This window comes from Agromyces archimandritae, from assembly GCF_018024495.1.
In the GTDB taxonomy this organism is placed as follows: Bacteria; Actinomycetota; Actinomycetes; order Actinomycetales; family Microbacteriaceae; genus Agromyces; species Agromyces archimandritae.
The window spans coordinates 632728-654085 of record NZ_CP071696.1 but is presented as its reverse complement, the minus strand read 5'-3'; the positions used below and the strand labels follow the sequence as shown (position 1 = coordinate 654085).

At 72.4% G+C, this 21358-nt stretch carries 20 protein-coding genes; 12 read left to right on the top strand and 8 right to left on the bottom strand.

From position 1 onward, the window contains the following. Position 1: 1 nt before the first annotated feature. Genes G127AT_RS03120 through G127AT_RS03105 form a run of 4 tightly spaced genes read right to left on the bottom strand, consistent with a single transcriptional unit; the run spans position 2 to position 4162 of the window. Positions 2-973 carry an AAA family ATPase gene (locus G127AT_RS03120; protein WP_210899663.1) on the bottom strand — a complete coding sequence of 324 codons (972 nt, stop codon included), beginning with the start codon at positions 971-973 and terminating at the stop codon, positions 2-4. Continuing rightward, complete coding sequence (locus G127AT_RS03115; RefSeq protein ID WP_210899660.1) at positions 970-2307, bottom strand: DUF4350 domain-containing protein; 1338 nt, start codon at positions 2305-2307, stop codon at positions 970-972. Before G127AT_RS03115 ends, G127AT_RS03120 begins: the two co-directional genes overlap by 4 nt. Further along, positions 2304-2966, bottom strand: a complete 663-nt coding sequence (locus G127AT_RS03110; protein ID WP_210899657.1) for a DUF4129 domain-containing protein — start codon at positions 2964-2966, stop codon at positions 2304-2306. The genes G127AT_RS03115 and G127AT_RS03110 overlap by 4 nt, the downstream gene beginning before the upstream one ends. Beyond that, positions 2966-4162 carry a DUF7847 domain-containing protein gene (locus G127AT_RS03105; protein ID WP_210899654.1) on the bottom strand — a complete coding sequence of 399 codons (1197 nt, stop codon included), beginning with the start codon at positions 4160-4162 and terminating at the stop codon, positions 2966-2968. Before G127AT_RS03105 ends, G127AT_RS03110 begins: the two co-directional genes overlap by 1 nt. A 105-nt stretch (positions 4163-4267) precedes the next feature. Here G127AT_RS03105 and mtrA point away from each other — a divergent pair, with 105 nt between their 5' ends. The 6 genes from mtrA to secA all read left to right on the top strand — a co-directional run bounded on the left by mtrA (position 4268) and on the right by secA (position 12835). Then, the gene (gene mtrA, locus G127AT_RS03100; protein WP_210899652.1) at positions 4268-4948 is read left to right on the top strand and encodes an MtrAB system response regulator MtrA; all 681 of its coding nucleotides are present in this window, start codon (positions 4268-4270) and stop codon (positions 4946-4948) included. Between the two features lie 4 nt (positions 4949-4952). Continuing rightward, entirely contained in the window at positions 4953-6587 is a 1635-nt protein-coding gene (gene mtrB, locus G127AT_RS03095) for an MtrAB system histidine kinase MtrB (RefSeq protein ID WP_244857709.1), read from the top strand. Further along, the gene (locus tag G127AT_RS03090; protein WP_210899650.1) at positions 6584-8293 is read left to right on the top strand and encodes an LpqB family beta-propeller domain-containing protein; all 1710 of its coding nucleotides are present in this window, start codon (positions 6584-6586) and stop codon (positions 8291-8293) included. The genes mtrB and G127AT_RS03090 overlap by 4 nt, the downstream gene beginning before the upstream one ends. An 88-nt stretch (positions 8294-8381) precedes the next feature. Further along, entirely contained in the window at positions 8382-9035 is a 654-nt protein-coding gene (locus G127AT_RS03085) for a ComF family protein (RefSeq protein ID WP_244857708.1), read from the top strand. Between the two features lie 91 nt (positions 9036-9126). Then, on the top strand, positions 9127-9819 hold the full coding sequence (gene hpf, locus G127AT_RS03080; protein ID WP_210899647.1) for a ribosome hibernation-promoting factor, HPF/YfiA family: 693 nt from the start codon (positions 9127-9129) through the stop codon (positions 9817-9819). A 154-nt stretch (positions 9820-9973) separates the two neighbouring features. After that, entirely contained in the window at positions 9974-12835 is a 2862-nt protein-coding gene (secA, locus tag G127AT_RS03075) for a preprotein translocase subunit SecA (protein WP_210899645.1), read from the top strand. 63 nt (positions 12836-12898) lie between these two features. Here secA and G127AT_RS03070 read toward each other — a convergent pair whose 3' ends face one another. Continuing rightward, positions 12899-13342 carry an Rv3235 family protein gene (locus tag G127AT_RS03070; protein WP_244857707.1) on the bottom strand — a complete coding sequence of 148 codons (444 nt, stop codon included), beginning with the start codon at positions 13340-13342 and terminating at the stop codon, positions 12899-12901. 165 nt (positions 13343-13507) lie between these two features. Here G127AT_RS03070 and G127AT_RS03065 point away from each other — a divergent pair, with 165 nt between their 5' ends. Continuing rightward, positions 13508-14101: a hypothetical protein gene (locus tag G127AT_RS03065; RefSeq protein WP_210899644.1), complete on the top strand. Its 594-nt coding sequence runs from the start codon at positions 13508-13510 to the stop codon at positions 14099-14101. Between the two features lie 21 nt (positions 14102-14122). Here G127AT_RS03065 and G127AT_RS03060 read toward each other — a convergent pair whose 3' ends face one another. After that, positions 14123-14410 carry a helix-turn-helix domain-containing protein gene (locus tag G127AT_RS03060; protein WP_210899642.1) on the bottom strand — a complete coding sequence of 96 codons (288 nt, stop codon included), beginning with the start codon at positions 14408-14410 and terminating at the stop codon, positions 14123-14125. 114 nt (positions 14411-14524) lie between these two features. On the opposite strand from G127AT_RS03060, the gene G127AT_RS03055 reads away from it, so the two are divergent. Genes G127AT_RS03055 through G127AT_RS03045 form a run of 3 tightly spaced genes read left to right on the top strand, consistent with a single transcriptional unit; the run spans position 14525 to position 17890 of the window. Continuing rightward, positions 14525-15148, top strand: a complete 624-nt coding sequence (locus G127AT_RS03055; protein WP_210899639.1) for a hypothetical protein — start codon at positions 14525-14527, stop codon at positions 15146-15148. Next, positions 15145-16380, top strand: coding sequence for a CpaE/TadZ family protein (locus tag G127AT_RS03050; RefSeq protein WP_210899634.1), 1236 nt, complete (start codon positions 15145-15147; stop codon positions 16378-16380). The genes G127AT_RS03055 and G127AT_RS03050 overlap by 4 nt, the downstream gene beginning before the upstream one ends. 19 nt (positions 16381-16399) lie before the next feature. Then, positions 16400-17890, top strand: coding sequence for a sensor histidine kinase (locus G127AT_RS03045; protein WP_210899632.1), 1491 nt, complete (start codon positions 16400-16402; stop codon positions 17888-17890). A 143-nt stretch (positions 17891-18033) separates the two neighbouring features. On the opposite strand, the gene G127AT_RS03040 is transcribed toward G127AT_RS03045, so the two are convergent. Beyond that, the gene (locus tag G127AT_RS03040) at positions 18034-18282 is read right to left on the bottom strand and encodes a WhiB family transcriptional regulator (RefSeq protein WP_210899629.1); all 249 of its coding nucleotides are present in this window, start codon (positions 18280-18282) and stop codon (positions 18034-18036) included. Between the two features lie 221 nt (positions 18283-18503). On the opposite strand from G127AT_RS03040, the gene G127AT_RS03035 reads away from it, so the two are divergent. Continuing rightward, the gene (locus tag G127AT_RS03035; RefSeq protein WP_244857706.1) at positions 18504-18950 is read left to right on the top strand and encodes a hypothetical protein; all 447 of its coding nucleotides are present in this window, start codon (positions 18504-18506) and stop codon (positions 18948-18950) included. 432 nt (positions 18951-19382) lie between these two features. Continuing rightward, positions 19383-20798, top strand: a complete 1416-nt coding sequence (locus tag G127AT_RS03030) for a hemolysin family protein (protein WP_210899627.1) — start codon at positions 19383-19385, stop codon at positions 20796-20798. Between the two features lie 34 nt (positions 20799-20832). On the opposite strand, the gene bcp is transcribed toward G127AT_RS03030, so the two are convergent. Beyond that, positions 20833-21306 (bottom strand): thioredoxin-dependent thiol peroxidase, encoded by a 474-nt coding sequence (bcp, locus tag G127AT_RS03025; RefSeq protein WP_210899625.1) that lies wholly within the window; start codon positions 21304-21306, stop codon positions 20833-20835. Positions 21307-21358 lie beyond the last annotated feature (52 nt).

The window sequence follows — 21358 nt, the reverse complement described above, 5'->3', positions numbered from 1 at the left end:
CTCAGAGCGGAACCTGCACCTGCTGCACGATCGCGCGCAGCACGGCGTCGGCGCTGACGCCTTCGAGCTCCGCCTCCGGGCGCAGCTGCACGCGGTGGCGCCAGACGGGCAGCAGCATCGCCTGCAGGTGGTCGGGCGTCAGCGAGTCGTAGCCCGACAGCCACGCCCACGCCTTCGCGGCGTGCAGCAGCGCGGTCGTGCCGCGCGGGCTCACCCCGAGCCGCACCGACGGGCTCACCCGGGTGGCGCGGGCGAGATCCACGAGGTAGCCGAGCACGTCGTCGCCGACGCCCACGCGCGCCACCGCCTCGCGCGCCCGGAGCAGCTCCGCGGCTCCGAGCACCGGCTGCACGCCGGCCGCGTCGAGGTCGCGCGGGTTGAAGCCGTCGGCATGGCGGCGCAGGATCGCGATCTCGGGGTCCCGCTCGGGCAGCTCGAGCACGAGTTTCAGCAGGAAGCGGTCGAGCTGCGCCTCGGGCAGCGCGTAGGTGCCCTCGTATTCGATCGGGTTCTGCGTGGCTGCGACGATGAACGGCGCCGGCAGCGGCCGGGTGACGCCGTCGGCCGAGACCTGCCGTTCCTCCATCGACTCGAGCAGTGCGGACTGCGTCTTCGGCGGGGTCCGGTTGATCTCGTCGGCGAGCAGCACATTCGTGAACACGGGGCCTTCGCGGAACTCGAACGCGGCCTCGCGGGGGTCGTAGACGAGCGAACCGGTCACATCGCCCGGCATGAGGTCGGGGGTGAACTGCAGGCGGCGGGTGTCCAGCGAGAGGGCCCGCGACAGCGAGCGCACGAGCAGGGTCTTGGCGACGCCGGGCACCCCCTCGAGCAGCACGTGCCCGTCGGCGAGCAGGGCGATGATGAGGCCGGTGACGGCCCCGTCCTGGCCGACGACGGCCTTGCCGACCTCGGTGCGCACGCGGGCCAGCGCCTCGCGGAGGGCCTGGTCGTCTGGGGTCGGTTCGCTCATCGTGGCTCCTCGCTCGGGTGGGTCGGGCTTCGGTCGGGTGCGGATGCCGCCGCGCCGGCGGGTGCGGGGCCCGGGGTTGCGGTTTCGGCGGCTGCGGGGTGCGGGGCTGCGGGGCCGGCCGCTGCGGCGCCGGCGGATGCCGCGGCGCGCCCGCCCGGCCGGACGGCCTCGGCCACGGCACCCTCGAGCTCGGCGATCGCCCTGGCGAGGCGCACGAAGTCGCCGTCGCCGTCGGGGGCGTTCTCGACCAGGAGGCCGCGCACGGAGGCCGGGGTGCGCCCGGTCGCGGCCGCCGCACCGCCGCAGACCTCCTCGAGGCCGGCGGAGCGGCCGAGACCGAGGTCGGCCGCCAGACGCTGCAGGGCGCCCATCCGCAGCTGGTCGAGGGCGCGTCCGCGCGATCCGGAGCGTTCGTAGAGTCGTGCGCGGCCCTCGCTCGTCTCCTCGGCCGGGACGACGACGGGCAGCCGTTCGGCGACGAGCGGTCCGAAGCGCCGGCCTCGCCAGACGGCAGCCCAGACGGTCACGATGCCGAGCAGCACGAGCACGGGGCTCACCCAGCCGGGCGTTATCTCGGCGAGGGAGGGCGCATCGTCGCCGGCGACGTCGTCGAGGCCCGGCAGGTACCAGACGAGCCGATCGTGTCCGCCGAGCAGCCGGATCGCGAGGGCGGCGTTGCCGGCTTCGGCGATGTGCTCGTTGTCGAACAGGGCGGCCGGGGCGAGGGCGATGCCGGGGCCGAGGGCGAGGGCGGGCCGGCCGGCGTCGTCGGGGAAGCATCCGGTCCAGCCGTCGGCGGCGGCGTCGCTGCCGACCGACAGGACGCCGAGGCCCTCGCCGAGCCCGTCGATCCCGTCGGCGACGGGGGCACGGCAGCCGGGCGCGGACGGGGCGCCGTCGGCGGCGCCCGCATGGTGCACGCCGGGGGCGAGGGCGTCGAGGGCGTTCGCGTGGGGTCCGGCGACGACGAGCGTGCCGGTGGATGCCGCGAGGCGCCCGAGGGCGTCGGCGTCGAGGTATCCGTCGGGGTCCGAGACGAACACGGCGGCGTCCTCGCCCGCGGCGCCGAGCGCGGCGTTCAGCGAGCCGGCGGCCTGCACCCGGACGCCGTGGTCGCCGAGGACCTCGGCGAGGGCCTGCGCGCCGGCCGGTGCCGGATTGTCGGCGGCGAGCGGTCGGCCCGGGCCGCGCACGCCGCCCTGCACGAGCATGATGACGACCGCCGCGACGAGGAGGCCGGCGGCGATGACGATCCAGGTGCGCCCGCGGCGCAGGACGCCGCCGAGCGTGCGCGAGACGGCGGGAGCGGGCGCCGCCTGGGCCTCCGTGGTCATCGCAGGGCCTCCGCAGGCTCTTCGGCACGGGCCGGATCGGGGCGGCGCTCGAGCTCGGCGTCGAGCTCTGCGAGGCGGTGGGCGGCCTCGCGGTCCGCATCGCGGCCGAGGTAGCGGACGCCGTCGAAGCGTTGGGCCGCGTCGCGCAGTTCGGAGGCGCGATCGGCGAAGACGGCCGCCGCCTGCTCGCCGGCGGCGTGCGCGGTCGTGCCCGGATGCACCCGCAGCAGCTCGCGATCCGAGAGCGCGCGCACGATCGCGCGGAACCGTTCGAGGAACGCGAGGTCCCAGTCGCCGGCGGCGAAGGCGCGCTCGGCCGCGCGACGCAGCTCCGCCGCGCTCCGCGTGTCGTCGTCGCCGAAGAGCGCCACCGCACGCCTGCGGGCGCGGAGCCGCGGCCGGCCGAACACGAGCAGGGCGACGACGGCGAGGCCGGCGATCACGATCACGGCGATGAGGGCGAGCACCGCAGGCGGCGGACCGGCCGGCCCCGCCTGGAAGAGGGAGCCGAACCATTCGAGGATCGCCTGCATGGCGCGGTCGAACAGGGTCGGGCGGGCAGCCGTGTACCGGGGTTCGGCGAGTTCGTCCTGCAGCCACCGCCGGGCCTCGTCGGGGTCCGGCACGAGCGGCGGGTCGAAGGGGAGGGCGAGGCGCATCACCGGCTCGGGGCGCCCGCCGTGAACGGATCCGTCGTCGGCCGCCCGGCCGCCCTGGCCTCGACGGTGCGCTGCAGCTCGAGGTCGAGGCCCTCGGTGCGCATCCGCCGATCGACGTAGATGAGTCCGTACGTCGCGGCCATGATCACGCTCGCCACCGAGCCGAGCAGGATGCTGAGCACCGAGGTGGCGATCGTGATCGCGACCCCGGCGACGGTGGAGACGTCGTCCGTGCCCGTCGGCGCGAACAGGCCCACGAGCATCGGCGCGAACATCGACAGCGGCATGGTGACGATGCTCGCGGCCGCGTTCAGGATCGCGTTCATGAGCGCGATGAGGCCGAGGGTGCGCCAGAAGGCGCCGTTCGTGAGCTGCCAGGAACGTCTGACGGCGGCGAAGACGCCGACGTCTTCGAGCACGATGACCGTCGGCACGACCGCCAGCTTGGTCATGAGCCAGAGGCCGAGCACGATCACCCCCGTGCTGAGCAGCAGGCAGGCCAGGAGGGCGATCAGGAAGGCGATGGGCGAGAGCACGGCGCCGATGACGACGATGCCGACGAAGCCTCCGAAGACGAGCACGCCGACGGCGCCCGTGAGCAGCGTCCAGGCCGCCAGCGGCCACACGTGCCGGGCCGCCTGCCGCCACAGGGTGCCGAAGCCGAGGCGCTCGCCGAGGGTGCCGGAGGCGACGTCGCGGGCGATCACGCCCTGCAGGAAGGCGGTGCCGAGCACGTTCGCCGCGATCGGCACGAGCATCGCGAGGGCGGCGATCCCGAGGCCGCCGGCGACGATCGGCCACCGCTCGTCCGGCGCGGCGGACGAGCTGCGCGCGAACGTCCAGACGGCGATCGGCACCAGGACGGCGAGGGTGAGCAGGTTCACGACCCCGATGACGAGCACGCCGCTGCCGATGGTCGGGCCGGGGTTGCGGCGGATCACCTGGAAGGGCGCCCCGAGCATGGTGCCGAAGCCGAGCGGGCGCAGGGGGATCAGACCGGGCTTCGGCGGCGGCGTCCAGCCGGGCTGCGGCCCCGGATACGAGGCGCCGGGTCCGCCCGGCTGCGCTCCGTATGCCGGCGGAGGCATGCCCGGTCCGGGCGTGCCCGGCCGGCCGTTCGCCGGGCCGCCCGGATCGATCGGAGACCAGTTCGCATCCGCCACCCCGAGCTCCTTCCCGCCGACGTCCGGCACCATGCTGCCACACTTCCCGCATGCCGAAGGCCCGGCTGTGGACGGGAACGGCTAGTCTGGTTCGGACTGGAATCGCCGCTGCCGCGCGGCCCGGATCGGGATGCCTGAATGAACCCTCGCGTACTCGTCGTCGACGATGACACCGCGCTCGCCGAGATGATCGGCATCGTCCTGCGCACGGAGGGCTTCGAGCCCGTCTTCTGCGCGGACGGATCCGAGGCGCTGGCCGCATTCCGCGACGCCAAACCCGACCTCGTGCTCCTCGACCTCATGCTGCCCGGCCTCGACGGCATCGAGGTGTGCGGCCTCATCCGCGCCGAGTCCGGCACGCCGATCATCATGCTGACGGCGAAGTCCGACACGGCCGACGTCGTCCGCGGCCTCGAGTCGGGCGCCGACGACTACATCGTCAAGCCCTTCAACCCGAAGGAGCTCATCGCCCGCATCCGCACCCGGCTCCGCCCCTCGCCCGAGCCGGCAGCTGCTGCGATCACGGTCGGCGACCTCACGATCGACGCCGCCGGCCACGAGGTGCGACGCGGCGACGAGCGCATCAACCTGACGCCGCTCGAGTTCGACCTGCTGCTGACCCTCGCATCCAAACCGCAACAGGTGTTCACGCGCGAGATGCTCCTCGAACAGGTCTGGGGATACCACTACAAAGCCGACACGCGCCTCGTGAACGTGCACGTGCAGCGCCTGCGCGCCAAGGTCGAGCACGACCCCGACAATCCGAAGATCGTCATGACGGTGCGCGGCATCGGCTACCGCGCCGGGGCGAGCTCCTAAGGCCGTGGCCTGGCGGATGCCGATCACCGGGTCCATCGGCGTCCAGCCGTGGTGGCGCCGGTGGCCCCACCGGGCGCGGGCGGCGTGGCGTTCGTCCCTGCAGTTCCGCACGGTGGCGATCACGCTCGCGCTCTCGACGCTGGCGATCCTCGTGATCGGGCTCTCGATCATCCTCAGCGTCGCCTCCAACCTCTTCCAGTCGCGCCTCGATCTCGCTCTCGACGCCTCGAACCGGGCGACGCTCAGCGCCCAGAACCTGCTCGACTCCTCGAACGCCAGCGACCGCGCGGCCGTGCAGGCCCTGTTCGCCTCCGCCGTGGATCGGGTGACGGCGACCTCCGCGCGCTCCGAGGTCGCCCTCTTCCGCGTGCCCGACCAGTCGCCGAGCCAGGTCGCCCCGACCGACCGCCGCTCGCGCGTGCTCGACGGCGTCATCTCGCCCGAACTGCGCCAGAGCGTGCAGGAGAATCCGGGCGGGCAGTACTGGCAGTCGGTCTCGCTCGGCAACGATGCCGGCGGCACGGATCCGGGCGTCGTCGTCGCAAGCGACATCACGGTGCCGGCCGCCGGCCGCTACGAGCTCTACATCGGCTTCAACTTCGCCGATGCCCAGGCCACGCTCGCCTTCATGCAGCTGATCGGCGGCATCGGGGCGGCCCTGCTGGTGCTGCTGCTCGGGGCGATCATCTTCCTCGTCGTCCGCTGGGTGATCGACCCGATCCGGGGCGCTGCGGTCACGAGCCGGCGGATCGCGGCCGGCGACCTGTCGGTGCGGATGCCCGAGAAGGGCGACGACGAGCTTGCGACCCTGGCACGCTCCTTCAATGCGATGGCCGAGAGCCTGCAGGCCCGCATCCGGGAGCTGGCGGAGCTCTCGCGCATGCAGCAGCGCTTCGTCTCCGACGTCTCCCACGAGCTGCGCACGCCGCTGACGACGATGCGGTTGGCCGGCGACGTGCTGTTCAATCGGCGCGAGGAGTTCCCCGATACGACCCAGCGCACCGTCGAACTCCTGCACGGGCAGACCGAGCGTTTCGAGATGCTGCTCGGCGACCTCCTCGAGATCTCCCGCTACGACGCCCGCAGCGTCCGCCTCGAAACCGAGCCGACGAACCTCGTCACCCTCGCCGGCGACGCGATCGAGTCGATGCACGCGCTGGCCACCGAGCACGGCAGCCAGCTGCAACTCGTCGCCCCCGGCGGGCACCTCGACGTCGAGGTCGACCCCCGCCGCATCCGCCGCATCGTGCAGAACCTCATCGGCAACGCGATCGAGCACGGCGAGGGGCGGCCCATCGTCGTCGCGATCGACAGCAACGAGGAGGCCGTCGCGCTCTCGGTGCGCGACGAGGGCATCGGGATGGCCGAGGAGGACGCGGGGCGCGTCTTCGACCGTTTCTGGCGGGCGGATCCGAGCCGCTCCCGAACGATCGGCGGCACCGGGCTCGGCCTGGCGATCTCGCTCGAGGACGCGGTCGCGCACGGCGGCACGATCGACGTCTGGTCTCGGCCCGGTTCCGGAAGCGTGTTCCGGCTGACCCTGCCGCGGCGCGCCGGCCTCGTCGAGGTCGCGAGCCCGCTGCCGCTCGGCCCCGACGACGACGGCCGCCCGGTGCGACTGCCGAAGGAGGACGCATGAGGCACGCGAAGCGCACGGTCCGGTCGGCGGCGGCGGCCGTCGCGGTGCTCGCCCTCGCTGCCGGATGCGCGGCGATCCCGAGCAGCGGCGGCGTCAACCGCGGCCAGGCCCGCACCGTCGAAGACCCACTGGACTCCCTCGAGCTCGTGCCCGAGGGCCCGGCGAAGGGCGACACGCCCGAGCAGATCCTCCGCGGCTTCATCGACGCGGCCACGAGCCCGCGCAACAGCTACGACGTGGCCCGCGACTTCCTCACTGGCTCCTTCGAGGAGGACTGGGAGCCGGGATCCCGCGTCACGATCGATGTGCTGAGCTCCCGCCAGCTCGAGCAGCTGGGCGCCGAACCGGGCGAAGACGACGATCGCACCTCGATGCGGGTGCGGGCGGTGCCGGCGGCCGGACTCACGGCGACCGGCCAGTACGAGATCGCCGAGTCGCGCGCCCCGATCGAGCTGCCGTACGAGTTCCGCAAGGTCAACGGCGAGTGGCGCATCTCCGATGCCCCGCAGGGCATCCTCATCGACGAGAGCAACTTCGAACTCGTCTTCCGGCAGCACGCCCTGTTCTTCTTCGCGCCCGGCTTCGACGCGCTGGTGCCGGACCTCCGCTGGTTCGCGGGAGCCGATTCGGTGCAGACGAGCATCGTCCGCGCCCTCCTCGAGGGGCCGTCCGAGTGGCTTGCCGGCGGAGTCGTCACGGCGGTGCCGGAGGGGATGCGGCTCGAACCCGACGCGGTGCCGGTCGCCGGCCGGGTCGCGAGCGTCGAACTCGTCGGCGGCAACGTCGACGATGCGCTGGCGATCCAGCGCATCCAGCTGCAGCTCGACGAGAGCCTGCGCGCGGTGCGGAGCGTCGGCGAGGTCTCGCTGACGGTCAACGGGGCGGCGAACGATCTGGCGGCCCTGCCCGTTCCGCCTGCACCCCGCGTCGATTCGCGCACGGTCGTCTTCGACGGCGAGCGCTTCGGATATCTGAGCTCGGACGGCGCCGACGTCGAGACCCTGCCGGGCATCAGCGAGCAGGTCGCCGCCCTCGGGCCGGTCGGGGCGGCCGTCGGACCGGAGGCGCAGCGCGTGGCCGTGCTCTCGTCCGCCGGCGTCTCGCTCGTCTCGCGGGGAGATCCGGCGCAGACCCTCGATACGCGCCCGGGGCTCGTGACGCCCGCCATCGATGAGCACGACGTCGTCTGGTCGGTGCCGGCCGACGAGCCCGGCGCGCTCGAGTGGTTCGGAGGCGGGCAGCACGGAACCCTGCCGGTTCCGTGGAACGCCGAGCGGATCGCCGGCCTCGAGGTCTCGCGCGACGGAACGCGCCTGCTCGTCTTCCTCGAGACGAACGGGCACACGCAGCTGCTCGTCGCAGCGGTGCAGCGCGACGCCCAGCATCTGCCGCTCGCGCTCGGCACGCCGGTCAGGCTCGACGCGGTCGACGGCGAGGCCCGCGACATCGCGTGGGTGGATGCCCGGACCGTGGTCTCGCTGACGGGCCTCTCGGACGGTTCGGGGGCGATCATCACCCAGGAAGTCGGCGGGCTCGCCACGCGCCGCACGGCGCCGGAGGATGCGGTGCAGGTCACCGGCGGAAACAATGTGCGCGATCTGCGGACGCTGACCTCGGAGGGCGTGCTGCAGAGCCAGGCCGGCGTCGGCTGGCAGCCGCGTGCGACCGGGGTCGCGTTCCTGGCACCGCAGCAGCGCGTCGACTGATCCTCCACAGCCGCGGCCGAGCGCCCCGGCATCCACACCCCGGCCCGACCGGGCCCCGCGGCAGCAGATTCCGCGAGAGGATGCCGCAGTGCCACGCGTCAGGGACCGCCTCGCCGCAGCCCTGCTCGATGCGCTCGACGTCGTCGTGCCCGTCGCCTGCGTCGGTTGCGGCGGCCCGGGCCGCACGGTGTGCGCGGGATGCCGCCCCGCCTTCGTCCCCCGGGTGCATCTGGCCGCGCGCGTCGGCGTGGCCGCCTGGGCGGCGGCGCGCTACGAGGGCCCCGTCGCCGGCGCGATCGCGCGGTTCAAAGACGCCGGGCGCACGGATGCCGAAGGCGCCCTGGCACCCATGCTCGGCGCATCCATCGGCGCCGCGCTCGCCGTGCTGCCGCCGGGCCCGCCCGCAGAGCTCGTCGCCGTCCCCTCCACCCGCGCCGCCGTCGCCGCACGCGGATACCGCCCGGTCCACCGACTGCTCGCCGCGCAGGGCCTCCGGGCAGCGCCCGTGCTGCGGGCCGCGGCCCGGCCCGACCAGGTCGGCCTCGGCGCCGGGGCGCGTGCGCGCAACGTCGCCGGCACGCTGACGGCCCGCAGGGAGCTCGCCGGGCGCCGCTTCCTCCTCGTCGACGACATCCTCACGACCGGCGCGACGGCCGAGGAGGCGGTGCGCGCGATCACCGCGGCGGGAGGATCGGTGCCGGCCGTCGCGGTGCTCGCCGAGACACCGCTGCGCATTTCGTGACAAGCGCTCGCGCCCGGGTTACGGTTGCAGGAAAGGCGTGGGTTGATCGCTCATCACTCGCCGGGCGACACGCCGGGAGACGGAGGTCGTGATGGAACTGAACATCGTCGGACGAGGCCTGGAGCTCAGCGATCGATTCCGCGATTACGTCACCGAGAAGACCGAGAAGGTCTCCGCCTTCGCCGATCGGGCCATCTCCCTGCAGGTCAAGGCGACCCGGCAGCGCGAGCGCGGCACCGGGGCCAACGACCGGGTCGAGCTGACGCTCGTCGGCAAGGGGCCCGTCGTGCGGGCCGAGGCCGACGGCGCCGACAAGTACGGGGCGTTCGACGTCGCCCTCGGCCGGCTGATGGAACGCATCCGCCGCGCCAAGGACCGCCGCAAGATCCACCGGGGCGGCTCCCGACGGCCCACCTCGCTCAGGCAGGCGGCCGACGACGGCTTCGCCGAAGCGGGCGTCCGCGCCGCCGACGCCGAGGTGCTCGAGCGGGTCCGCACCGGGGCGGTGCCGGTGGTGGATGCCGCGGGCTCCGCCGCCGAGGACGAGGAGTACTCGCCCGTCGTCATCCGGTGGAAGGTGTTCGCATCCACCCCCATGACCGTCGACGACGCGCTCTACTTCATGGAGCTCGTCGGTCACGACTTCTACCTCTTCGTCGATCAGGAGACGGGCCGGCCCTCGGTGGTCTACCGCCGGAAGGGCTGGGACTACGGGGTCATCGGCCTCGACGGCGCGGCCGCCGAGGCCGAGCTCGAACTGGAGGCGGCCGGCTCCCGAGTCTGAGGCCGGCGGCGCCCCGGCGGGCCTTCCCGCCGGAGCGCCGCGCCCAGCTTCCCTGCCGCTAGCATGGCTATGATTGCCGTCTGCAAGGCGGTAGCGGGCGTGCCCGAGTGCTCCGAGCCGGACGCACGCGCCTGACGACGACAGGAGAGCATTCGTGGCTTCGATTCTGGAAAAGGTCCTCCGCGTCGGGGAAGGCCGCACCCTCAAGCGCCTCGAGAACTACGCCAAGGCGATCAACGCGCTCGAAGAGGATTTCCAGGCGCTCAGCGACGAGGAGCTGAAGCACGAGACCGTCGAACTGCGCGAGCGCTACGGCAACGGCGAGCCCCTCGACGACCTGCTGCCCGAGGCCTTCGCCGCCGTGCGCGAGGCCGCCCGCCGCACCCTCGGCATGCGCCCCTACGACGTGCAGCTCATGGGCGGTGCGGCCCTGCACCTCGGCAACATCTCCGAGATGAAGACCGGTGAGGGCAAGACGCTCGTGGCGACGACCGCGGCCTACCTGAACGCGCTCACCAGCCGCGGCGTGCACATCATCACCGTCAACGACTTCCTCGCCGGCTACCAGTCCGAACTCATGGGCCGCGTGTTCCGCGCCCTCGGCATGACGACCGGCTGCATCGTCGCCGGCCAGAGCCCCGCGGAGCGCCGCGAGCAGTACGCCGCCGACATCACCTACGGCACGAACAACGAGTTCGGCTTCGACTACCTGCGCGACAACATGGCCTGGCAGGCTTCCGACATGGTCCAGCGCGGCCATGCGTTCGCGATCGTCGACGAGGTCGACTCGATCCTCATCGACGAAGCCCGCACCCCGCTCATCATCTCGGGCCCGGCATCCGGCGAGGCCAACCGCTGGTTCACCGAGTTCGCACGCCTGGCCACCCGCCTGACCCCCGGCGAGGACTTCGAGGTCGACGAGAAGAAGCGCACCGTCGGCGTGCTCGAGGGCGGCATCGCCAAGGTCGAGGACTACCTCGGCATCGACAACCTGTACGAGTCGGCGAACACGCCCCTCATCTCCTTCCTGAACAACGCGATCAAGGCCAACGCGCTCTTCAAGCGCGACAAGGACTACGTGGTCATGAACGGCGAGGTGCTCATCGTCGACGAGCACACCGGCCGCATCCTCGTCGGCCGCCGCTACAACGAGGGCATCCACCAGGCCATCGAGGCCAAGGAGGGCGTGCAGGTCAAGGCCGAGAACCAGACCCTGGCCACCATCACGCTGCAGAACTACTTCCGCCTCTACGACAAGCTCGCCGGCATGACGGGTACCGCCGAGACCGAAGCGGCGGAGTTCATGTCGACCTACAAGCTCGGCGTCGTGTCGATCCCGACGAACAAGCCGATGATCCGCATCGACCAGCCCGACCTCGTCTACAAGAACGAGGAGGCCAAGTTCGCCCAGGTCGTCGAAGACATCGTCGAGCGCCACCGCAAGGGCCAGCCCGTGCTCGTCGGCACGACCAGCGTCGAGAAGAGCGAATACCTCTCGCGCCTGCTCGCCAAGAAGGGCGTGCGGCACGAGGTCCTGAACGCGAAGAACCACGCCCGTGAGGCCGCGATCATCGCGCAGGCCGGGCGTCTGGGCGCCGTGACGGTTGCCACGAACATGGCCGGCCGCGGCACCGACATCATGCTCGGCGGCAACGCCGAGTTCCTCGCCGTGCAGGCGATGCACGAGAAGGGCCTCTCGCCCGCGGAGACGCCCGACGAGTACGAGGCCGCCTGGGACGGCGTCTTCGAGCAGGTGAAGGCGACCGTCGCCCACGAGGGCGAGAAGGTGCTCGCAGCCGGCGGCCTCTATGTGCTCGGCACCGAGCGCCACGAGTCCCGCCGCATCGACAACCAGCTGCGCGGTCGCTCGGGCCGCCAGGGCGACCCCGGCGAGAGCCGCTTCTACCTCTCGCTCACCGATGACCTCATGCGTCTCTTCAACGCCGGCGCCGCGGAGTCGATCATGGCCCGCGGCGTGCCCGACGACGTGCCGATCGAATCGAAGGTCGTCAGCCGCGCCATCCGCTCGGCCCAGTCGCAGGTCGAGGCCCGTAACGCCGAGATCCGCAAGAACGTGCTGAAGTACGACGACGTGCTGAACCGCCAGCGCGAGGCGATCTACGGCGACCGCCGGCAGATCCTCGAGGGCGACGATCTGCACGAGCGCACCCAGGCCTTCCTCGAAGACGTCATCGACGAGGTCCTCGACCAGCACACCGCCGAGGGCAACCCCGACGAGTGGGACTTCGACGCCCTCTGGGCCGAGCTGAAGACGCTCTACCCGATCGGCATCACCATCGACGAGGTCGTCGCCGAGGCCGGCGAGAAGGGCCGCGTGAACCGCGACTTCATCCGCCGCGAGATCGTCTCGGACGCCAAGCTCGCCTACCAGCGCCGCGAAGAGCAGCTCGGCGGCCCCGCCATGCGCGAGCTCGAGCGTCGCGTCGTGCTCTCGGTCATCGACCGCCGCTGGCGCGACCACCTCTACGAGATGGACTACCTGAAGGACGGCATCGGCCTGCGCGCCATGGCCCAGCGCGACCCCCTCATCGAGTACCAGCGCGAGGGCTACGCGATGTTCCAGCAGATGATGGGCTCGATCCGCGAGGAGACCATCGGCTTCCTCTTCAACCTCGAGGTCGAGGTCTCGCCGCAGGGCGGCGGAGCGCCGACCGTCGCGGCCAAGGGGCTCTCGCAGCAGGGGTCGCCGAACGAGAAGCTCAGCTACTCCGCCCCGAGCGACGCCGGCGGCGTCGAGGTGCGCAACCAGCGCGGCCAGGTCCAGCAGGCCGCGACCGAGCGTGCACGTCGTGCCGTGGCGCAGGGGCAGGCACCGCAGCAGGCGCCGGGGCAGGGTCGACCTCCGCAGGGTCAGCCGCCGCGTCAGGGCCAGCCGGCGCGCCAGCCGCAGCAGCCACCCCAGCGCGGGGCGTTCGGCCAGCGCGAGGGAGGCGACCAGGGCGCAGAGCCGCAGAACCGCCAGCAGCGTCGCGCTCAGGAGCGTCGCGGCCGCTGAAGCCGGCGCGGGCGGGCGCTCAGGCGCCCGCTCGGCAGGAACCGTGCGCGAGTTCGGCTTCGCTCAGAGGACCCCGATGTAGGTCGCGCGCCAGCGGGAGTCGAGGCCTTCGAGGCGGATGGCGACGGCGCGCGTGCGCACCCGCTGATGGACGACGACGGTCGCCTCGATGATGCCGTCGGCCGGCTCGCAGACGACCATGCGACCGAGCGTGAGCGCCGGGCGCTGCGGTGCGCCGCCCCGCACACGGCGGGCGCGGTTGGCGAGCACGACGCGTTTCATGAGGTGCCGGTAGACGTCTTCGCTGAGCCAACGGGCGATCTGGTCGAGGTCGCGGGCGCCGGCGATGACCTCGATGACGCACCGCGTGAGGTTCGACAGGAGCGGCTCCGGGTCGGGCAGCACCTCGCGACGTGACCGCTGCCGGGCGAAATACGCCTCCTCGTCGAGCAGACGCGCATTCGCCCCGGTGGTGGCCGGTCGTACTGCGGTGCTCCGTGCGGTCATCATTGCTCCATCGGGTTCGAGTTCGCCGGGCTGCGAACGGCGACCCCCGACCGGGGGCCGAAACGCTGTAAGAACGCTATTCAATTCCCACGCCGAATCGCAAAGAATGTGTCGAACTGTGGATAACTCGATGCCGAACCGTGACATCCGGGCTAACGTCGCCTCATGCGCTGGGACCTGCTCTTCGACGACCTCGAGTCGCAGCTCGACGAAGAGCATCGGGAAGAGGAACGCGCCCTCCGGGTCGAGGAGGAACGGCTCCGCCTCGGGCGCCTGAGCCTGCGCGACCGCATCCTCGCGCTCATGCGCGCCGACGGCGAGACCGGCACGATCACCCTCGAACTGCACGGCGGGGCCTCGCATGCGGTTCGCCCCGACGGCTTCGGCCGCGACTGGCTGAGCGGCGACCTCCACGACGAGGGCCGCAGGGTCAGGCAGTGCGTCGTCGCGCTCGACCGCATCGCGGCCGTCGTCCCGAACCCGTCGCAGCTGCCGCGGAGCCTCGCGTCGCTGCCCGAGGCGTCTTCGAGGTTCGCCGACCGCATCGGCCTGGCCTTCGTCCTGCGCGATCTCTGCCGGCGTCGTCGCGCCGTCACCGTGACCACGATCGACGGCGTGCATCACGGCACGATCGACCGGGTCGGGCGTGACCACTTCGACCTCGCGGTCCACGAGGCCGGCACGCCGAGGCGCGAACGCGAGGTGCGTCAACTGCGGATCGTGCCGATCGAGCGCCTCGTCCTCGTCGTCCTCGACTGAACCGCCGGTTCCCGCCGGGGCTCAGCTGCGGCGGCCGCCGAAGCCGCGCGCGCCCGAGAGCTCGACGACGTTCGCGAACTGCGCCTCGTTCCAGAGGGCCCGGGCCTGGCTCTCCTCGTACTTCAGCTCGATGAAGGCCTCGAGGTGGGCCCGTTCGATGCGCCAGTGGCCCGCGGAGCCGATCTGGATCGCGGGCAGCTCGCCCGATTTGATCAACTCGTCGACGACCGCCACATCGACGGCGAGGAGCTCGGCCGTGTCGGCAATGCTGAGGAAACGGCCGAGGTCGGCCGAACCGGTGGAGGTCATGTCTCCGATTATGGCCCTCTGCGGCGGCTCCCGCAGAGGGTGTGGATAACTTCTGGGCGTCCTCACGGAATGCGGGCACGATGGTCTACCGAACCTCGCGAAAAGGGAGCAACGATGGCACGTGGATCCGAGTCCAAATCCGGAATGCGCGTCGACCCGCGCCTGCTCATCGGCGTCGGCCTGGTCGTCGCCTCGGCGCTGGGCGTCTGGGCGCTCGTGGCGAGCCTCGACGACTCGCGCGAGGTCTACGTCGCGACCGGGACGGTGACCGCCGGCACGACGCTCGACTCCGCAGACCTCGCCGTCGAGCGGGTGCGGCTCGGCGCGAACGCGGAACGCTACCTGACGCCCGAATCCCTGCCCGAGAACGGCGTCATCGTCACTCGGACGCTCTTCGAGGGCGAACTCGTCCCGGCATCCGCCGTCGACGACGCCGAACGCGCCGGCACCGCGACCATCGTCGTGCCGACCCGCGACGCGCCCGCGAGCGAGATCGTCGTCGGCGCCCTCGTCGACGTCTGGACGGCCGAACTCGGCGAACGCGGAGCCGTCGCCACCCCCGAGGTGCTCGTCGAGGCGGCCGAGGTCTCGGCCGTCGGCGAGTCGTCGGGCATGTCCTCCGGCAGCAGCGTCGAACTGCTCGTGCCCCGCGAGAAGGTCTCGGCCGTACTCGAGGCGCTTGCCGCGGGCGACGTCATCGACCTCGTCTCGGCGCGTCCCGATGCGGAGCAGCGATGACGCGGCTCGTCCTCGCCCTCGATGCGCGCACCGAGGAGCGGTTGCTGCCCGCGCTCGTCGAACGCGGCCACCAGATCGCCGGCCGGCTCACGGGCTGGCGCGAACTCCTCGACCGCCTCGACGCGCTCGGGCCCGAGGTGCTGCTCGTGGGCGCCGGCCGCTCCACCCTCACCGCCGAACTGGTGGCCGCCTGCGACGAGCGCGGGGTGCGGGTCGTCGCCCTCGCACCGAGCGACGCCGATCGGGCGAACGCCAGCGCGATCGGCCTGCACGAGGTGCTCGACGCCGGCGCCCCGGCCGAGGAGGTCGATGCCCTCATCCGCGGCGGCGTCCTCGTCCCGGCACGTATCGGCGAACCCGCCGCTCCCGTGCGCACGTCCGAGATCATCGCCGTCTGGGGTCCGGCCGGCGCCCCGGGGCGCACGACGATCTCGATCAACGTCGCCGCAGAGCTCGCCGCCCTCGGGCACACCGTCGCCCTCGTCGATTCCGATCCCTACGGCGGCAGCATCGCCCCGGCGCTCGGGCTCCTCGATGAGGCGCCCGGCTTCGCGTCCGCATGCCGCCTGGCCGGTTCGGACGCCCTCGACCGCAACGAGCTCGAGCGCATCGCGCAGCGCTACTCCTCGCCGCGCGGCTCCTTCGCGGTGCTCACGGGGCTCATCGGGCCGCAGCGCTGGCCCGAACTCGGTGACGAGCGGGTCGACGCGGCCCTCACCATGATGCGCGGGTGGGCCGAGTACATCGTCGTCGACACCGGATTCAGTCTCGAACGCGACGAAGAGCTCACGAGCGATCAGTTCGCGCCGCGCCGCAACGCCGCGACGCTCGCCGCCCTGCGGGCCGCCGACCGCGTCATCGCGCTCGGCGCCGCCGATCCGATCGGCCTGTCGCGCTTCCTCCGAGGCCACGCCGAACTCGTCGAGACGGTCGACGCCGAACGCATCGACGTCATCGTGAACCGGGTGCGCACGCGCGTCCTCGGCATCGACGCGCACGCCCAGGTGCGACAGACGCTGCGGCGCTTCGGCGGCATCGAGACGGCCACGCTGCTGCCCGACGACGCGCGCTCCGCCGACGCGGCCCTCCTCGCGGCGCGCACGCTGCGCGATGCGGCCGCGAAATCGCCGCTTCGCGCCGAACTGCGCTCCTACGTCGAATCGGCCATCGTCCCCGTCCCCGAACCCCGTCGCCGTTTCGGCCGATCGCGGGCGACGGCGCGGACGGCCTGAGCGGGATACGCTGGGGATCGTGTCGACCCTCAGTGATCTCGTCCTCGCACAGGGCCGCAGCAGTCAGGCCGACGCCGACTGGCTGCACATGCTCGTCGGCGACCTGCAACTGCTCGCCGACCTCGCCTTCGCCGACATCGTGTTGTGGGTGCCGAGTGCGGCCGGCGGCTACGTCGCCGTCGCGCATGCGCGACCCTCGAGCGCGGCGACCCTCTTCTACCGCGACTTCGTGGGGCAGGAGATCCGGCCCGAATGGCTCGAGCTCGTCACCCGGGCCGCCGAGACGCAGGCCATCACCGAGTCGAACGCCCCCGACTGGTACGAGGAGATGCCCACCAGGGTGCGGGCGATCCCGGTCATACGGCGCCTGTCGGCATCCAGCCCCGAGGTCGCCCCCGACCCCGTCGCGGTGATGACCCGGCACACGAACCTCAGTTCCACGCGCACCTCGAGCCGGCAGGAACTGACGTTCCACGACTGCGCGACCGAGCTGTTCCAGATGATCGCCTCCGGCGACTTCCCCGACCTCGGGGCGCCGACCGGGCCCCGTCGCGGCGCACCTCGCGCATCCGATGGTCTCATCCGCCTCGACACCGACGGGGTCACGACCTTCGCGAGCCCGAACGCGCTCTCCGCCTTCAACCGGATGGGTTTCGACGATGAGCTCGAGGGCGAGTCCCTCGCGCATGTCACCTCCGCGCTGCTCACGGGGCGCACCGACGTCGACGAATCGCTGCCGCTCGTCGTCACCGGCCGGGCGCCGTGGCGCACCGAGATCGAGTCGCGCGGCGTCGCCGTCTCGCTCCGGGCGATCCCGCTCCGGCATCGGGGCACCCGTACCGGGGCGATCGTGCTGTGCCGCGACGTCACCGAACTCCGCCACCAGGAGCAGGAGCTCATCACCAAGGACGCGACGATCCGCGAGATCCACCACCGCGTCAAGAACAACCTGCAGACCGTCGCCTCGCTCTTGCGCATCCAGGCCCGCCGCACCCATTCGGAGGAGGCCCGCGAGGCCCTCACCCAGGCGATGCGGCGCGTCGGCGCCATCGCGGTCGTGCACGACACCCTCTCGGAGGGGCTCAGCCAGAACGTCGACTTCGACGAGGTCTTCGACCGGGCGCTGCTGCTCGTCGCCGAGGTCGCCGCAGCGCACAACACGACCGCGCATCCGAAGCGCACGGGCACCTTCGGCGTGCTTCCGAGCGAGTATGCGACGCCGCTCGCCCTCGCCCTCACCGAGCTCGTCACGAACGCCGTCGAGCACGGGCTGGCCGGCCGCGAGGGCGAGGTGGAGATCTTCGCGGATCGCAGCGACACGACCCTCACCGTGCAGGTGCGCGACACCGGCTCGGGCCTGCCGGAGGGGATGGTCGGCGAGGGGCTCGGCACGCAGATCGTGCGAACGCTCATCCAGGGCGAACTCGGCGGGACCATCGACTGGCACACCGTCGTGGGCCGCGGCACCGAGGTGACGATCGAGGTTCCGCTGCGCTGGATCAAGGCGTAGCGGGCGAGGCGCCCGACGGCCGGCCGGCGTTCAGTCGCCGCCGCGCCGTCGCCCGGTCAGTCGGAGCATGCGGGGTGCGTACGGTGCGGCGCTCGGCTTCGACCCGGAGGCGTCGCCGGCGCCGCGGCCGTGCGACCGGCGCGTCAGCCCGCGCGGCGGGCGCGTGCGGCGCGGCGCTTGAGGGCGCGGCGCTCGTCTTCGCTCAGGCCGCCCCAGACGCCGGAGTCCTGGCCGGTCTCGAGGGCGTACTGCAGGCAGATCTCCGTCACGGAGCAGCGGGCGCACACGGCCTTCGCCTTCTCGATCTGGTCCACGGCGGGGCCAGTGTTGCCGACGGGGAAGAAGAGTTCCGGGTCGGCCGTGAGGCAGGCGGCTTTGTCGCGCCAATCCATGTGGGGTGCTCCTTGTGTGTACTTCGGGTTCACAAGCACCTGCTGTGTCCGGTGCGCGCTACTGCGCACCGGCCGCCGCCGGTGACTGCGTTGGGGGAGAACCGAGTCGCAGGAAGTAGGATCATGACTGATCGGCTCACGCCCCTGTGAGCATCAACTCGGCCTCATAAATGGTCGCATAGGGTCGGGAACGAATCAATAGCCGTGCATGGGATGAAGCTGTGAATCACCGCGCCGAACCGGCATCCGCCTCCGAAACGCCGGGCCCCGCCGGTGGGGCGACGACGGCGTTCCGCCTCGTCGTCGCCATGCTGTTCCTCGAGGCGGCGGCGCTCGTCGGCGTCGTCGTGTGGCTCGTGGTCGAGCTCCTCGTCGATCGCCCGGAATCGTATGCGACGGCGGTCGCGATGCTCGTGCTCGTGGTGATCGCCGCGGCGTGGATGCTGGCGACGGCCGTCGCCGCGGCGCGGCGTCAGGGCTGGTCGAGGGCGTCGGCGATCGTCTGGCAGGTGCTGCAGCTCTCGGTCGCGTTCGGCGCGTTCCAGGGACTGTTCGCGCAGCCGGCCGTCGGGTGGGCGCTGCTGGTGCCGGCCGTCGCCGTGATCCTGCTGCTGCTCTGGGCCCCCGTCCGGGATCTCTTCGCCCGGCCCGAACTGCACGAAGACTGACCCGCCGCCCGCCGCCCGCCGCACCCGCCGCCCGCCGCCCGCCGCACCCGCCGCCCGCCGGCATCCGCACCCGCCGCCCGCCGGCATCCGCACCCGCCGCCCGCCGGCATCCGCACCCGCCGCCCGCCGGCATCCGCACCCGCCCGCCCCTCCTCGCGCGCAGCCGCTCCCGGGCGCTCTTCTCCTGCGCAATGCAGGAGTGCGCCGGCGTGTCGCGCCCGGCGGCGCGGGAGAACGGGGCGCGACACGATCGCGTTCCTGCATTGCGCAGGGAGAGAGAGGGGAGAGAGAGAGTGCGGCGGGGGCTGCGCAGGGGGAGTGAGGGGCAGGGAGAGGAGTGCGAGTGCGGCGGAGGCTGCGCGGGGAGGGGAGAGGGGGCGGCGTCCGCAGGGGCGTGCGGATGAGCGGGGCGGGTGGCGCTAGCATCCGAAGATGGACGGCGAACTGTGGCTGAACCTCGCGCTCATCGTGCTGTTCGTGCTCATCGGGGGCGTCTTCGCGGCGACGGAGATGGCGATCGTGAGCCTGCGCGAGGCGCAGATCCGCCAGATCGAGGCCCAGGGGCCGTCCGGGCAGCGCATCGGCGCGCTCGTGCGCGACCCGAACCTGTTCCTGTCATCGGTGCAGGTGGGCGTGACCGTCGCCGGCTTCCTGTCGTCTGCGTTCGGCGCATCCACTGTCGCCCCGCGCCTGGCACCCCTGTTCGAGGGCTGGGGGTGGCCGGCGGCGACCGCCGAAGCCGTCGCACTCGTGCTGCTGACCCTCGTCATCGCCTACCTCTCGCTCGTGTTCGGCGAGCTCGTGCCCAAGCGCCTCGCAATGCTGAACGCGGTCGCGTTCACGCGGGTGCTCGCGCCGCCGCTGCGCTGGTTCGCGATCGTCATGCGCCCGGTGATCAGCGTGCTGTCTGCCTCGACGGACGGGGTGCTGCGCCTCTTCGGGCAGAAGCCGGGGCCGGCCGGCGCGCAGGTCACGGCGGACGAGATCCGCACCCTCATCGTCACGACGCCCGCCATCGCCGAGGAGGAACGCACGATCCTCGCCGATGTGCTCGAAGCCGACGACCGGCGCCTCGGCGAGATCATGCGGCCGCGGCCCGACGTCGAGTTCGTGCGCGGCGATCAGGCGGTGGGCGAAGCCCTCGATGAGAGCCTCGCCCGGCATTTCTCGCGCTTTCCGGTGACGGGTGAGTCGGTCGATGACGTCATCGGCTTCGTGCACATCCGCGATCTGATGCGCGCGGCACGGCGGCGACCGGATGTGCGCGTCGCGTCGATCGTGCGGCCGATTCCCATGCTGCCGGCGACCAACCGGGTTCTCGCGACCCTCGCGCTCATGCGCGAAGAGGGCCAGCAGATCGCCCTCGTCATCGACGAGTTCGGCGGCACCGACGGCATCGTGACGCTCGAAGACCTGCTCGAGGAGCTCGTCGGCGAGATCTACGACGAATACGACGTCGGGCAGGATCCGGAGGACGCCACCCGCGGCGAAGGCGGGCGTTTCGAGGTCGACGGCGGCCTGATCCTGCAGGAGTTCGCGGCGGTGACGGGCGAGGAGCTGCCCGAGGGGCCGTATGAGACCGTGGCCGGCTTCATCGTGGATCGGCTGGGCCGGCTCGCACGGGTCGGTGATCGGGTGGATGCCGACGGCCGCCGTCTGGAGGTCGTCGCCGCCGACGGGCGGCGCATCCGCCGCGTCGCCGTGCGGCCCCTGGATGCGCCCGGCGCGGGCGGGAACGGCGATGCGCCCGGCGCGGGCGGGAACGGCGATGCGCCGGGCGCGGGCGGGAACGGCGATGCGCCGGGCGCGGGCGGCGACGCGCCGGCCGGCGGCACCGGGGCGGGCTGAAGCCCGGCGCCGCCTCCGGCTACGATCCCGAGGCTCAGTCGAGGCCGAGCAGTCGGCGGATGCGCGCGACGTGCCCGGTGGCCTTGACGTTGTAGAGCGCGTGCTCGATGCGGCCTTCCGGGTCGATGACGAAGGTCGAGCGGATCGAGCCGATGACCTCTTTGCCGTAGAGCTGCTTCGCGCCCCAGGCGCCGTAGGCGTGCTGCACGGCGAGGTCGGCGTCGGAGAGCAGCGGGAAGGTCAGACCGTCGCGCTCGGCGAAGGCGGCGAGCTTGCCGACCTCGTCCTTCGAGACGCCGAGCACCTGCACGCCGGAGCCGGCGAAGGCGTTCAGCGAGTCGCGGAAGTCGCACGCCTCGGTGGTGCAGCCCGGCGTCATCGCCGCCGGATAGAAATACAGCACGACCCGCCGCCCGCGGAAGTCGGCGAGCGAGACGGCGTCGCCGTGCTGGTCGGTGAGGGTGAAGTCGGGTGCGGCATCGCCGGGGGAGAGTCGTGCATCGGTCATCCCTCAAGCGTAGGCGGGGTGCGGATGCCGGGGCGCCGCGCGAGCGGCGCAG